The organism is Kitasatospora sp. MAP12-44, from assembly GCF_029892095.1.
Lineage (GTDB): Bacteria > Actinomycetota > Actinomycetes > Streptomycetales > Streptomycetaceae > Kitasatospora.
In genome coordinates this window covers 1,925,203-1,939,168 of the sequence record NZ_JARZAE010000004.1, presented here as the reverse complement: position 1 = coordinate 1,939,168, position 13,966 = coordinate 1,925,203, and the positions used below count along the sequence as shown (strand labels likewise).

The 13,966-nt window shown below is 74.2% G+C and carries 8 protein-coding genes; 4 read left to right on the top strand and 4 right to left on the bottom strand.

The genetic code is table 11. The features are described from left to right. Positions 1-440: 440 nt before the first annotated feature. Both P3T34_RS09180 and P3T34_RS09175 read right to left on the bottom strand, forming a co-directional pair. Positions 441-2,153, bottom strand: a complete 1,713-nt coding sequence (locus tag P3T34_RS09180) for a hypothetical protein (RefSeq protein WP_280665509.1) — start codon at positions 2,151-2,153, stop codon at positions 441-443. Beyond that, positions 2,150-2,890 (bottom strand): ABC transporter ATP-binding protein, encoded by a 741-nt coding sequence (locus tag P3T34_RS09175; RefSeq protein ID WP_280665508.1) that lies wholly within the window; start codon positions 2,888-2,890, stop codon positions 2,150-2,152. The genes P3T34_RS09180 and P3T34_RS09175 overlap by 4 nt, the downstream gene beginning before the upstream one ends. Positions 2,891-3,092: 202 nt before the next feature. Here P3T34_RS09175 and P3T34_RS09170 point away from each other — a divergent pair, with 202 nt between their 5' ends. The 4 genes from P3T34_RS09170 (at position 3,093) to P3T34_RS09155 (ending at position 10,597) form a co-directional block, all read left to right on the top strand. Further along, positions 3,093-6,110, top strand: a complete 3,018-nt coding sequence (locus P3T34_RS09170) for a type 2 lanthipeptide synthetase LanM family protein (RefSeq protein WP_280665507.1) — start codon at positions 3,093-3,095, stop codon at positions 6,108-6,110. A gap of 25 nt (positions 6,111-6,135) precedes the next feature. Beyond that, positions 6,136-6,339, top strand: coding sequence for a hypothetical protein (locus P3T34_RS09165; protein WP_280665506.1), 204 nt, complete (start codon positions 6,136-6,138; stop codon positions 6,337-6,339). Positions 6,340-6,506: 167 nt separating this feature from the next. Continuing rightward, positions 6,507-9,437, top strand: a complete 2,931-nt coding sequence (locus P3T34_RS09160) for a LuxR family transcriptional regulator (protein WP_280665505.1) — start codon at positions 6,507-6,509, stop codon at positions 9,435-9,437. A gap of 155 nt (positions 9,438-9,592) precedes the next feature. Then, positions 9,593-10,597, top strand: a complete 1,005-nt coding sequence (locus P3T34_RS09155) for a LuxR C-terminal-related transcriptional regulator (protein ID WP_280665504.1) — start codon at positions 9,593-9,595, stop codon at positions 10,595-10,597. A 15-nt stretch (positions 10,598-10,612) separates the two neighbouring features. Here P3T34_RS09155 and P3T34_RS39885 read toward each other — a convergent pair whose 3' ends face one another. Both P3T34_RS39885 and P3T34_RS09140 read right to left on the bottom strand, forming a co-directional pair. Next, on the bottom strand, positions 10,613-13,042 hold the full coding sequence (locus P3T34_RS39885; protein ID WP_348534644.1) for an aminotransferase class I/II-fold pyridoxal phosphate-dependent enzyme: 2,430 nt from the start codon (positions 13,040-13,042) through the stop codon (positions 10,613-10,615). After that, positions 13,039-13,956: a phytanoyl-CoA dioxygenase family protein gene (locus P3T34_RS09140; protein WP_280665503.1), complete on the bottom strand. Its 918-nt coding sequence runs from the start codon at positions 13,954-13,956 to the stop codon at positions 13,039-13,041. Before P3T34_RS09140 ends, P3T34_RS39885 begins: the two co-directional genes overlap by 4 nt. Positions 13,957-13,966: the final 10 nt, after the last annotated feature.

The following is a 13,966-nucleotide window of genomic DNA, read 5'->3' as shown; positions in this document are numbered from 1 at the left end:
TGGCCGCCGCGCCGTGGGACAGGGCGCGGCGGAACCAGCCATGGGGGTGCCGGGCAGGGGCATTCAGGGGCGGCGGCCGGCAGGCAGCGCGGCCACCGCTGGGCTCACGTCGAACGGGTCGTGGCCTTCGGTTCGGCGCTCCTCTGGCTGAGGCTCGGCGCCGGATGCCCCGGATTCTTGCCCGATGGTTCGTGCGCTGTCAATAAATCGCGACGATCATGTTTACGACGGCCCTACGCCCAATTTGTCCGAATATGAAGCTCTTGTCCGTTTGCATCTGTCGATCGGACAGAATCCCAACTCAGCTTCCCCGAGGCTTAGTTGACGGCCTCCCGGGCTCCGTTGAGGTGTGACGGTCCGATTACCCGCCAGGTGAGGGACTTTCGGCCCGCCGGGGGTTTCGGGGTGTGACGCCCGCCACGAACGGGCAGCTGTCGGCCTTACCCGGCCGTGCCCGGCCGCGCGCGACCGGTGAGCTTGGCAGCCCGGCCCCACGCCCAGCGCAGCAGCGCGCTCGCCATCAGCAGGCTCAGCACGCCGGCCTTGCCGGTGGCCGCCACCGCGTCGCCGCGCAGCGCCTGCGAGAACGGCAGGGTCAGCACCAGCACGGCGGTCGCCGGTCCAGCCGCGTACCAGGCGGCGAACAGGAACGGCCCCGTGCCGCCGCCGGTCCCCTGCCCGGGGGAGATCAGCAGGTCCTGGCGCATCACGCCGCGGCAGGCGTTCACCAGCCCGGCCCCGACCAGCGCCGGCACCACCGCGGGCGCCAGCCAGACGGCAGTCCCGCCGCCGCACAGCGCCGCCACCGCCGCGCCGCACAGGCCCAGCAGGACACCGACCAGCGTCGGCACGATCGCGTGCCGCAGCATCAGCGCGGGGAACGGGTACGGCGACCAGGAGGCCCGCCGGACGTCGTCCGTCTCGATCCGGGCCGGCTCCAGCAGCTGGGCCACCGCGAGGTAGCCGAAGGCCAGCGCGCCGGCCGTGGCCAGCAGGGTCGGCAAGCCGCTCGCACCGTGGACCAGCACGGCGCACAGCTCGGCCGGCACCATGAGCACCACCGCGCGTCCCAGCCGCCCGGGGGAGCGGAGCAGCGCGAGGGTGTCCCGCCACGGCACCACCAGCCAGGCCCGGCGCGGCGCGGGCAGCCGGATCCGCAGTCGGCGGGTGCTGCCCGCCGCGCCGTTCACAGCCAGCCGCGCGGTACGCAGCTCGACCGTCCGCAGCGCCGCCAGCACCCCGGCCGCGGTCCGGGCCCGCTCCCGCAGGCGGGTCAGCGACACCGTCGCGGCGGCCCGGTCGGCGAGCAGCAGGCAGACCGCCGTGGGCACCACCAGCAGCGCCGCGGCCACCCAGCCGCCCGGCACGGCGGCCCGGGTCGGGGCCAGCGCGGCGATCCCGGCCCAGCCCCACGGGCCCGACCACAGCTCGACCCGCTCCAGCCAGCGGACCGGGTGCCCGGCCGCCGCCCAGCCGCTCTGCGCCGCGAGCAGCACGACCAGCAGCACCGCGTACGGGCTGAGCCGGCGCACCCAGGCCGCCGCGCGGTCGCTGCGCTCCACCAGCAGCGCCGCGCAGGTGGCCAGCAGCGGCAGGCAGACCCCGCCGAGCAGGCACCAGCCGAGCGCGACGGGCAGCGCGACCCGCACCATCAGCCCCAGCGCGACCATGCCGGCGCACGCCGTCAGCAGCCCGGGGAACACGGCCAGCGCGCAGGACAGCCAGAACCACGGCCGCAGCACCGGACGGGGGCGGACCGGGTGGGCGAGCAGCCAGTCGGCCGCCGCCCGGGGCGGCACCACCGGTCCGCGCCACAGCGCGTCGCGGACGGCGAGCAGCGCGGTGGCGATCCCGGCGGCCGCGATGCCGCTGGGCATCGCGGCGAGCAGGGCTCCGCTGTGGCCGGTGTAGTCCGCGCCCATCGAGGCCTGCAGGAAGAGGCCGAAGCTCGGGATCGCTCCCCAGATGACCAGGATGAGCAGCGTGCAGTAGAGCGCGAAGCCGACCTGCTTGGCCCGGTTGCGCCGGTGCGGCGCGCGCAGGGCGCGCAGCAGGGCCAGCGCCTCGTCGGTCCAGTCGTCGTCGGCGCTCCACTCCTCGGGCTCTACGTCCAGTTCCAGCTCCGCGACCTCGTCCGTACCGGCGCCGCTCACCGCGCGCCCGCCGCGGCGCCGCCGGCGACCTGCGCGCCCAGCACCTTCTGCGGCGCGCCCTGGGTGAGGATCCGCCCGTCCTCCAGGACCACCACCCGGTCGGCCACCTCCAGCGCCAGATCCGTGTGGTGGGTGACCAGCAGCACCGCCACGCCGTCCGCGAGCTCGGCCTTCAGCAGGTCGGCGAGCCGACGCCGCGCCTCGGGGTCCAGCCGCTGCTCGGGCTCGTCCAGCAGCAGCAGGTCGCGCGGCCGCACCAGCGCGCAGGCCAGCAGCAGCGCCTGCATCTGCCCGGACGACAGCGCCGACGGCAGCGCGTCGGCCCGCTCGGTGAGCAGCCGGTCGGCCAGCACCTGCTCCACCCACTCCTGCGCCCCGGCCACCCCGTGCGCGACCGCGACCAGCAGCAGGTGCTCGCGCACCGTGAGGTCGGGGTAGCAGGCGACGGTGTCGCCGACCACCGCGACCCGGGCCCGGATCCGCGGATCGTTCTCGTCCATGGCCAGCCCGTCGAAGCGGACCGTCCCCGCGGTCGGCAGATCCCGCCCGGCCGCGACCCGCAGCAGCGTCGACTTGCCCGACCCGTTGTGCCCGAGCAGCGCGACGCACTCGCCCGCGGCCAGCTTGAGGTCGACCGGGTGCAGCACCTCCCGATCGCCGTAGGAGCGGCTCACCCCGGTCAGTTGCAGCAGAGCCTTTCGCGCGGCGGCGCGCGGTTCGGCGGGGTTCTTGGCCATGTGAGCGGTACCTCTCGACGAATAGTCCCCCACAGTACCCACCGACTCCTCACGGCCCGAGGTCCCCTCGTTCACGAGGTCCGCCCGCGGTCGCCCGCCGTCGGGCGCAGTCGGCCGCGGCCGGTCTGTCAGTCCGGTCTGCCACGATCGTTCAAGCGTCGGCTCTTGTGCAGGCGCTTCGTCAACTGACAGGCTCGGGTCCATGATCGGTAGGCAAGCGAGAGCCGTTCCTACGGCGCGCTCGTGGTGGGAGCGGGGCACCGCCGGCGCCGAACTGCCGTGCACCGGGCAGCCGGAGTGGGCCGAGTTCGCCGAATCGGCGGTGGCCGCCGTGACCGCGCTGCGGGTGCCGGGCGGTGAGCTGCCGGGCACGACCGGCTTCGCGGCCGTGCTGACGCCCTTCGCCGAGCTGACCCGGGATCGGTTCCTGGCCGACCTGCCCCAGCCGGCGGCCGACCTGCCGGCGGCCGACCTGCCGGTGGCCGACCTCGACGGCATCCGGGCGGACTTCGTCGGGCAGCTCGCGGGCACCCTGGCCCGGCAGGCCGCGCGCACCCTGGTGCTGGAGCTCAACGTCGCCAGGGTGCAGGGCCGGCTCGACGGCGGTACACCGGCGGAGCGGTTCCGGAGCTTTCTCGCGCTGGTCGGCTCCCGGCAGGGGCTGTCCGCGCTGTTCGGCGAGTACCCGGTGCTCGCCCGGCTGCTGGCGCAGACCTGCCGCTTCGCGGGCGCGGCCCTGGCGGAGCTGCTCGAGCGCTTCGCCGCCGACCGCGCCGAGATCGTCGCCGCCCTGCTGTCCGGCACCGACCCCGGGCCGCTGGTCGCGGTGGAGCGCACCACCGGTGACGGGCACCAGCGCGGGCGAGCCGTCGGGGTGCTGCGCTTCGCCGACGGAGCCCGGGTGGTCTACAAGCCGCGATCGCCGCGCGCGCACGGGCGCTTCAACGAGATGGTCGGCTGGTTCAACGCGCAGCCCGGCACGCCGGGCCTGCGGGCGCTGGCGCTGATCGAGCGGGACGGGTACGGCTGGGTGGAGTTCGCCGCCGCCCGTCCCTGCGCGGCGGAGCGGGAGTTGGAGCTCTTCTACCTCCGGCAGGGGGCGTGGCTTGCCCTGCTGTACGCGCTGGACGCCACCGACCTGCACTTCGAGAACCTGATCGCGTGCGGCGACGAGCCCGTCCTGGTCGACGTCGAGACGCTCTTCCACCCGGTCGCCCCGGCCGGGCCGGAGGAGGACCCGGCGGCGCGTGCGCTGGGGTCCTCGGTGAACCGCAGCTGCCTGCTGCCGCACCTGCTCGTCGGCGACGATTCGGCGGTCGATCTCTCCGGCCTCGGCGGCGAGGCGGGGCACCGCTCGCCGGTCGAGGGGGTGGCCTGGGCGAACAGCGGCACGGACGAGATGAGACTGGTCCGCCGGGCCGGAGAGCTCGCCGGCGCCGCGAACCGGCCCCGGCTGGGCGCGGTCGCCGCCGACCCGGCGGGATTCACCGGGCAGCTGGTCGCGGGCTTTCGCGCCGGGTACCGCGCGATCGAGGCGGGCCGGGGTGAACTCACCGGCCCGCACGGCCTGTTGCAGCAGTTCGCGGACGCGCAGGTGCGCGTGGTGGCCCGTGACACGCACGCCTACGCGACCCTGCTGGACGAGTCGACGCACCCCGACGTCCTGCGCGAGGCGGCCGAACGCGACGCGCTGCTCCGGCTGTTGGAGACGGACGCGTTCGACGCGGTGCGCTGGACCGGGCTGCTGGACGAGGAGATCGCCGAACTCTGGGACGGCGACGTGCCCTTGTTCACCACCCGGCCTGGCTCAGTGGACCTCTGGAGCGGCACGGGCCGCCGGATACCCGGGGTGCTCGACCGGACGGGACTCGACCGGGCGGCGGAGAAGATCCGGGCGATGGGTCCGCGCGACCTGGACGACCAGGAGTGGATCATCCGAGCGGCCATGGCCACCAGGTCCACCCGCCCCGGCCACGCCGTCGGCAGGGTCGGCACGGTCGCCGGGGTCGGCCGCCGGGCTGCGGCGCCGGTAGCGGCCCCGGCCCCGGACCGCTTGGTCGCCGCCGCCCGCACCATCGCTGATCAGCTGCTGGACCGCGCGTACCGGAACGGCACGCGGACGAACTGGCTCGGGCTTGAACTCCTCGCGGACCGGTACTGGCGGGTCCGGCCGGCCGGCGCCGACCTGGGCGCCGGCTTCACGGGAGTGGCGCTCTTCCTCGCGCAGTTGGCCGACCTCACCGGCGAGGCGGGCTACGCGCAGGCTGCCCGCAGCGCACTGCGACCCGTACCGCGCCTGCTGGAGGAGCTGGCGGACCGCCGCGAGGAACTCGGCGTCGTCGGGTCCGGCGCCTTCGCGGGCCTGGGCGGCATTGCCTACGCCCTCACCCAGGTGTCCACCCTGCTGGACGACGCCGAGATCGGCAGCTGGATCGCCGCGGCGGTGGACCTCACCACCGCGGCCGCCCGCGTCGAGGAGGCGTCAGGGGTCTTCGACGGCACGGCGGGCGGCCTCGCGACCCTGCTCGCTGTGCACCAGGCCACCGGCTCCGCCGCCGCCTGGACGGGCGCGCGGCTGTGCGCGGCCCGGCTCGCCGAGCGCCCGCTGCCCGCCGCACCCGGCTTCGGCACCGGCTCGGCGGGCGTCGGCTGGGCGCTGCTGCGCTTCGCGGCGCAGGGCGGCGGCGCCGCGTACGAGCGCGCGGGGCTGGCGGCCCTGGGCGCGGCGGCGGGGCACCCGGCGCCCGACCGCCCGGCGCCCGACCGGTACTCGTGGTGCGCCGGCCTGCCGGGCATCGCGCTGGCGGTCGCCGACAGCGGGACGCTGCTGTCGCAGCCCGTCCGGCCCGCGCTGGCGCAGTGCGTGGAGCACGCGGTCGGCACGCTCGCGTCCAGCGGCCCGCTGCCCGACCACAGCCTCTGCCACGGTGAACTCGGCGCCCTCGAACTCCTGTTGACCGCCACACCGCAGACCACACCGCAGACCGCACCGCAGACCGCCCCGAGCGAGGGCACGGGCCGCGCGGGCGCGCTGCTCGCCGCGCTCGACCGGCGCGGGCCGCTCTGCGGCACCCCCGGCGAGCTGACCGCTCCCGGCCTGCTGACCGGGCTCGCCGGCATCGGGCACGGGCTGCTGCGACTCGCCCACCCCGACCGGACGGCCTCGGCACTGCTGCTGCGGCCGTCGACCATCTCGCGGCTGCCGGCCCCGGCGCCGTGACCTCGGAGAGAAGGAGACCAACACCATGGACAGCATCGACATGGTCAGCCAGTGGAAGCAGTCCGGCACCGGGCGGCCCGGCTCCGCCGGCCACCCCGCCGGCGAGATCCGGCTGCGCGCGGCTGGCGGGCTCGCCCGCCGCTCCGTCCTGCTCGCCGTGTACGACGTCGAGTCGATCACCTACGAAACGGTCAGCGGCCCGGCCGTGTTCGGCGAGGACGGCCGCTGACCGGCCCGCGCTGACCGGCCCGCGCTGACCCGCGCGCCGGCCGCAAGCCGGTCCGCCCGCGCACGGGCGGACCGGCTTGCGCATCCTCCCGACCGGGAACTCCCGGTCGGGGGGATGCGCCGAGGTTCCCTCTACCGAATCTTCATACCGCTAAGTAGCCTGCGATCATGCGTACCTCTTCGCCGCACACCATCGGCCGGGACGCCGAGCTCACCCTGCTCCTCAGCACCCTGACGGAGCTTCGGGCGAGGACGGGCCGCGCCGTGTTCCTGCTGGGAGACGCCGGGATCGGCAAGTCCCGACTGCTCGGGGACTGCTCCGACCGGGCCGCCGAGCTGGGTGTGCCGGTCCTGCGCGGCCGGGGCAGCCCGACCAGTGCGGGAACGCCGTTCCGCCCGCTGGTCGAGGCGCTCTCCTCGCGCTTCCGGGACGCCGGCCCGCCCCAGGACGCGGAGCTCGAACCGTACCGACCGGTGCTGGCCCGAGTGGTCCCGGAATGGCGGCACACCGCCGGCCCCGGCTACCCGGAGAGCGTGGTCGAGCTCGCCGAGGCGTTGCTGCGCCTGCTCGCCGTCCTCGGACGGGAGTCGGGGGTGGTGCTGGCCCTGGAGGACCTGCACGACGCGGACACCGAGACGATCGCCGTCGTCGAGTACCTGGTCGACAACGTCGCGGGACTGCCGGTGCTGCTGCTCGCCACGCTGCGCCCCGAGCCCGGCGCCGCCCTCGACCTGGTGCGGGCAGCCGAACGCCGCCGGGCCGCCGCCGTCCTCGCGCTGCGCGCACTGGACGCCCCCGACGTCAGCGCCATCGCCGCGGGCTGCCTCGGCGTCCCCGTCCCCGAGGTGCCGTCGGCGGTGCTCGACCGGCTGGCGGCCGGCGCCGACGGAAACCCGTACGTGATCGAGGAGTTGCTCGGCGAGATGGTCGGCTCCGGGGCGCTGTTCCTGGAACGCGGCGGCTGGCGGGTGACCCGCGACCTCTCGGAGACCGTCCCGCAGAGCCTCGTGCAGTGCTACGGCCACCGGGTCGGCCTGCTGGACCCCGCGCTGCGGGAGTTCCTGCTGCTCGCGGCGACCCTGGGCGCCCGGTTCTCCATCGCCATGCTGCAGTTGATCACCGGCTGCGAGGACCGCGCCCTCTTCGCCCAGCTGCGCTCCGGCGCCGCGGCGGGCCTGATCGTCCCGGACCGCGCCACCGCCGACCAGTACGCGTTCCGGCACGCGCTCACCGCCGAGGCGCTGCTCGCGAGCGTCTCGCGGGCGGAGCGCGCGGCCATCGCGCGGCAGGCCGCCCGCGCGGTGCAGCAGGCCGATCCTGAACTGTCCGGCGACCGCTGCCAGTTGGTCGCCGGGCTGCTGCTGGCGGCGGGCGATCCGGCCGGTGCGGCGCTGCTGTACGCCGAGGCGGGGCGCCGGGCGCTGGCCGCCGGCGCGTCCGGATCGGCGGTGCTGCTGCTGGAGCGCGGCCATGAACTGGTCGCCGAGGCGGGCCGGGCGGACGTCACGGAGTCGCTGCTCTACGCCCTCGCCGAGGCCGGTCAGCTCGACCGCGCCTTCGCGCTGGCGCGGACCCTGCCGCCCGGCGGGGAGGTCTCGCTCGACCCGGAGCGCCGGATCGCGCTGCACACCCGGCTCGCCTGGGTCGCCGTGATCGCGGAGCGCGGCGCGGACACCGTCGCGCAGGTGAGCGCCGCCCGGGCGCTGCTCGGCGACGCGGCCCAGCCGGAGCGGACCGCCGCGCTCGCCGTCGTCGAGGGGCACCTGGCTCTGCTCCCGGGCCAGGGCGGGCCGGTGGTCGAAGCCGAGATCCTGCGGGTCGCGGAGGTGGCGGAGCACGCGAAGCTGCCGGTGGTCGCCTGCCAGGCCTGGCAGTTGCTCGCACTGCTGGCCCGGGCGCGCGGCTTCGACGACGCGGACGCGTGCCTGGAGCGGATGCTCGCCGTCGCCGAGCAGCACGACCTCTCGGTCTGGCGGGTCGAGGCCCTGCTGCGGCTGGGTGGCAACGCCTTCCTGCGCACCGGCGACGCCCGCCGGCTCGGACAGGCCCAGGAGGCCGCCCGCGGGCTCGGCGCGATCATCCTGACCCAGCGCGTGGAGGCGCTGCTGGCGATGCACGCGGTGCAGACGGGGGACCGGCACACGGCCCGCGCGATCATCGACCGCTGCCTCGACGCCAGCGCCCGGATGCGCAATCTCGCGACCTACCGCTACCTGCTGGTGACCTCGGCGACGCTCGCGGCGCACCGCGGCAACCGCCGGGAGATGGAGCAGGAGCTGCTGACCTTCCAGCAGTCCGACGGCAGTGAGTCCTTCCTGACCCCGGTGGTGTTCGGCCTCTGCCGCACGCTCTGCGCGCTGCTGGAGGAGGACCGCGCCCAGGCGATGGCCGAGCTCGCCGCCGTCGCGGACTGGGAGCGCCGGCATCCGAACATCTTCTATCTGTCCGGGAGTTACGGGCTGCGCCCACTGCTCGACGTGCTGGCCGGCAGCACCGACCGGGCCGGTTACCAGGCGGTGGCCGCCGCCCCGGCGGCGGAGCTGGCCTGGAACCGGCAGTTCCTGCGGCTCGCCGACGCGGTGCTGCTGGGCCGCGAGGGCCGCGCCGAGGAGGCCATGGCGGCCGTCGAGCAGACCCGGCAGAGTGGGGGGCTCTTCCCGACGGCCCATCATCTCGGCCTGCGCCTGGTCGCCGAGGCGGCGCTCGCCGACGGTTGGGGCGACCCGGTGAGCTGGCTGCGCACCGCCTCGGAGTACTTCCACGACCTCGACGTCCCGCCCGTGGTGAGCGCCTGCCGGTCGCTGCTGCGGCAGAGCGGCGCGACGGTCGCGCAGCGCCGCCGCGGGCGCGAGCAGGTGCCGGCCCGGCTGCGCGCGCAGGGCCTGACCGCGCGGGAGTTCGAGATCCTCGCGCTGCTCGTCGACCGGCCGGGCAACCAGTGCCTGGCCCAGCGGCTGTCCATCTCGCCGCGCACGGTGGAGAAGCACATCGCCAACCTGCTCGGCAAGACGGGCTGCGCCGACCGGGCCGCGCTCTGCGAGTTGGCGGTCGAGTCCACGCAGGTCGAGTCCACGCGGCAGGGCGTCGCCGAATCGTAGGGGGTCGTAGGGGCTCGTACGTGCTGCCGGTCGGAAACGTACGGGGGCTGCCCCGATGTGCGCGCGGCGGATCACCGGCAGGATCAAGGGGCAAACGGAACAGCGGTCCATGACCTGTCCGCAGGACAGGTGGGGATGAAGGAGCCGACCCCGGCATGCTTGATGTTTTGGGACTGGGCGCCACCGAAGAGCGCGTCTATCGAACACTACTGGCCAACCCCGAGTCCGACGTATCCGAGATCTGCCGCCTGCTCGGGTGCGAGGAGGCGGGCCTACGGGCGATCATCCAGAAGCTCGCCTCGCTGTCGCTCATCCGTCCGATGGAGGACCGCCGACCCAGCGTGCGGGTGGTCAGCCCGGACATCGGCCTGCCGCAGCTGCTGGCCAGGCGGCAGGGCGAGTTGGCGGTGGAGCACCAGCGGATCGAGGAGGCCTACGGCGCCGTCTCCCAGCTGATCGCCGAACACGCCGACACCCGACCGGGAAGTGCCGAGGCGGGCGTCGAGCGCGTCGAGGGCCTGGAGGCGATCCGGGACCGGCTGTTCGAGATCACCCTGGCGGTCCGCGGCGAGGTGGCCGTCTTCGCCGCCGACGCGCGGCAGGCGAAGGCCGACCCGTCCGCCGCCGACCGGCACGACCAGCGCCTGCTGGAGCGCGGCGTCCGGCTGCGCGCCGTCTACCTGGACAGCGTCCGCAACCACCCCGCCTCGCTCGCCCACGCGCGCCGGCTCGGCGAGCAGGGCGGCCAGATCCGCAGCGCGCCGACGCTGCCGCTGCAGATGACCATGTTCGACCAGGACGTGGCCGTCATTCCCGCCGATCCGGACGAGCCGGGGCACTCGGTGCTGGTCATCCGCAGCCGGGGCATGCTGGCCGCGCTGCACGCGCTCTTCGAGTACAGCTGGGCCACGGCGACGCCACTGGCCCGGCAGGACCGCCGTACCGACGACGAACTGACCACGCAGGACCGCGAGTTGATCCGGCTGCTGGCCCTGGGGCTGACCGACGACGCGATCGCGGCGCGGATGGACGTCTCGGTGCGCACCATCAACCGGCTGAACTCCGGCCTGATGCAGCGGATGGGGGTGCGCAGCCGGTTCCAGGCCGGCGTCAAGGCCGTCGAACACGGATGGATCAAGGGCTTCGACGCCACGGCCTGACACCCCGAGCAGCTGTCAGCCCAGCTCCGACCGGATGAACCGCACCAGCCGGGCGACCCCCTCCGTCAGCCGTTCCGGCGCGAGGTAACTCACCGACAGGCGCAGCGCCTTCTCGCCGCCCCCGGAGGGGTGGAAGTAGGACATCGGCGTCCAGACGACGCCGAACCGCTGCGCCGACCGGGCCAGCGCGTCGGCGTCGGCTCGGAAGGGGACCCGGACGGTGAGGAAGAACCCCCCGCTCGGCTCGTTCCAGCTGACCCCGTGCGTGTCGTGCCGGTCGGCCGGAAAGCTCTCCGCCAGGGCCTGGACGGTCAGTTGCATGGCGTTCGCGTAGAAGTCCGTGGCGGCCGGGTTGAAGGAGGAGAGCAGACCGCCGGCGCTCATCAGCGCGCCGGCCACGGCCGCCTGGCTGAGTGAGGAGGTGTTGACGGTGACCATGCTCTTGATCTTCGCGATCTCATCGGCGAGCAGCGACCGCTCCCCGTTGGAGCCCTCCACCGGCTGGTCGGCCACCGCGAAGCCGACCCGGGCCCCGGGGAAGACGGTCTTGGAGAAGGAACCCAGGTGGATCACCCGGTGCTCCCGGTCCAGGGCCTTCAGGCTCGGCAGCCGCTCCCCGGGGCTGACCAGGCGGTAGGGGCTGTCCTCGAGCAGCAGGATCCCGTGCCGGCCGGCCAGTTCGAGCAGCTCGGCGCGCGCCGCCAGGGACATCGTGTTCCCCGACGGATTGGAGTGGTCGGGCACCACGTACAGCGCCCTCGGCCGGCGGCCGTCCGCGAGCGCGCGGCGCACGGCGTCCTCGACCGCCGTGCCGGAGAATCCCTGGTCGCCCTCCTCGATCGCCAGCACGTCGATGTCCAGCAGGCTGGCCGCTCCGGTGAGCCCGACGTAGCAGGGGCTCGACACCAGCAGGACGTCCTCCGGGCGCGCGAACAGCGCGCGCAGCACGAGGAACATCGCCTCCTGGCAGCCGACCGTCACCACCAGCGACTCGGCGGGGACGTCGATGCCCTCGTCCTCGCGCAGCCACTGCGCGATGACCTCGCGGATCTGCCCCGCGGCGGGGCCGTACTGGTAGATCGAACGGACCACCTGGGCCTTCGACATCCCCTGCTCGGCGAGCCCGTGGACGTAGCGCCGCACATAGTCGAAGACCTGCTCCAGGTCGTAGAACTCCTCGTACGGCCGGCCGGGCGCGAAGGAGATCGCGTCCGGGTAGCGGTCGGTGATCTCGTTGAGGAAGTTCATCGTGTCGAGGACCGGATCGGACAGGCTCTGGTGCAGGTCCCTCTTGCGCAACGCCAGTGCGCCGGACGGCCGTTCGAGCCGGGGGGCGGCGGCGGGCGCCGGCGCGGCGGACCGCCCGGTCGAGGCCACCAGGGCCGGACCGGCATCGGCGAGAGTGGCCGTCCCGGTCATCAGCATCGCCTCGACCAGCTCCTCGGCGACGATCCCCAGCACCTCGGCGACCCCCTCGCCGCCGCCGACCGCCAGGCCGTGCAGCACCGGGCGCCCCAGCAGGACGGCGTCGGCTCCCAGCGCGACGGCGGCCAGCACATCGCTGCCGCGCCGGATCCCGCCGTCGACCAGCAGCGGGCACCGCCCGGCCGTCGCGGCGGCGATCTCCGGCAGCACCTCGAAGCTGGCGGGAGCGCGGTCCAGCTGCCGCCCGCCGTGGTTGGAGACGATGATGCCGCTCGCACCCTCGGCGAGTGCGCGCTCGGCGTCGGCGGGCGCGAGGATCCCCTTGACCAGCACGGGCAGCGTGGAGACCGAGCGCAGCCAGGAGACCACCGACCAGTCCAGCGCGGAGTCGAACGCCAGCCGGCTGTGGTCGCTGGGCGAGGCGAAGTCCGAGGACGGCAGGTTCGCCGGGACGACGCCGGCCGGTAGCCGGAAGCCGTTGCGCAGGTCGCGCAGCCGGCGGCCCAGGCGGGGTGCGTCGACGGTCAGCACCAGTGCCTCGAAGCCTGCCGCCTCGGCCTGCTCGATCAGATGACGGGTCGTCCGCCGGTCGCGGAAGCAGTACAACTGCAACCAGAGCGGCCCCGACGCCGCGGCGGCGAGCTCGTCGAACCGCTTCCCGGCGAAGGTGCTCACCACCACGGGGGTGCCGGACACCCCCGCGCCGCGAACCGTGGCGAGCTCGCCGTCGGGGGTGACCATCGTGTGGTACGCCAGCGGGGCGACCGCGATGGGCGTTGGCCAGTGGCGACCGAAGATGTCGATCGAGAGGACCGGCTCTCCCACCCCAGCCAGGACCCGGGGACGCAGCACGACGTCGGCGAAGGCCTGCCGGTTCGCCAGCACGGTGCGCTCGTCGCCGGCACCGCCCTCGATGAAGTCCCAGACCTGGCGGTCCAGTACCTGCTGCGCCCGGTACGCGTACTCCTCCAGGGTGAGGCCGCAGGTATCTTCCCTGTTCTGGCCAACGCGGTAGCTCATCGGGTCCTACCGCTCCACAGGACGGGGCAGAACTCGGGGTCCGCGTAGTCGGGCAGTCCCTGCGCGGTCCTGCGCACCAGGTAGTCGTGGTTGTAGGTGGCGAGTCCGCCGTCGGCGAGCGGGAACTCCCGGTACTGGTTGGCGCCGTCCTGCAGATGGATGGAGACCGCGCGGCGCGGCTTGGCGGCGCGGTTGGGCCCACTGGCGTGGTACGTCCGGCAGTGGTGGAAGCTCATGTGGCCCTTCGGGATGTCGACCACCACCTTGCGCATCTCGGCGCCGTTGTAGCGCGCGTTGCGCTCGACGATGGTCTCCAGGTCGTCCTTGCTCCGCTCGGCGAAACCGATCGCGGTGATGTTGTCCTTGTCCTCCTCCTCCCAGGTGTGGCTGCCGTCGATCATGCAGATGGTGCCGAGCTCCTCGTCGCAGTCGTGGAACGGGATGAAGGCGGTGAGCATCCGCTCGGAGGTGGAGGAGGCCCAGTAGTCCTTGTCGTAGTGCCACGGCACGATGTTGCTCGGCTCGGTGCTCACCGGGGGCTTGTAGATCAGGGTGGACTGGAACATCCGCATCTCGTCGACCTGGGCCAGCATCGCCGCGACGGCTCCGAGCAGCGGCTTGGTCAGGATCGCGCCGATCGCGTCGACCTCGTAATGGATGTAGTCGTTGTGGCGCAGCTTCGCCCCCTGCTCGGGAGTCCAGTAGGCCAGGCGCGGCGGGCGGACCGGGATCTCGCGGTCCTTCTGGCCGGCGTAGAACTTCTCGCTGGCCTCCTCCAGCTGCGTGACCTCGTCGTCGCTGAGCAGCTTCTTGGAGAGGTACCAGCCGTGCTCCGCGTAGAACCGGATATCGGCCTCGCTCGGGAGGAGCTCACGCTCTTCGTCCGTCAGCGCGAACGGGTCGGACTGTGCCATGCTGAATTCC

Coding starts and splice junctions, on each gene's coding strand:
- P3T34_RS39885 (WP_348534644.1), bottom strand. CDS start 13,042: ATGAGCTACCGCGTTGGCCAGAACAGGGAAGATACCTGCGGCCTCACC.
- P3T34_RS09175 (WP_280665508.1), bottom strand. CDS start 2,890: ATGGCCAAGAACCCCGCCGAACCGCGCGCCGCCGCGCGAAAGGCTCTG.
- P3T34_RS09155 (WP_280665504.1), top strand. CDS start 9,593: ATGCTTGATGTTTTGGGACTGGGCGCCACCGAAGAGCGCGTCTATCGA.
- P3T34_RS09170 (WP_280665507.1), top strand. CDS start 3,093: ATGATCGGTAGGCAAGCGAGAGCCGTTCCTACGGCGCGCTCGTGGTGG.
- P3T34_RS09165 (WP_280665506.1), top strand. CDS start 6,136: ATGGACAGCATCGACATGGTCAGCCAGTGGAAGCAGTCCGGCACCGGG.
- P3T34_RS09140 (WP_280665503.1), bottom strand. CDS start 13,956: ATGGCACAGTCCGACCCGTTCGCGCTGACGGACGAAGAGCGTGAGCTC.
- P3T34_RS09160 (WP_280665505.1), top strand. CDS start 6,507: ATGCGTACCTCTTCGCCGCACACCATCGGCCGGGACGCCGAGCTCACC.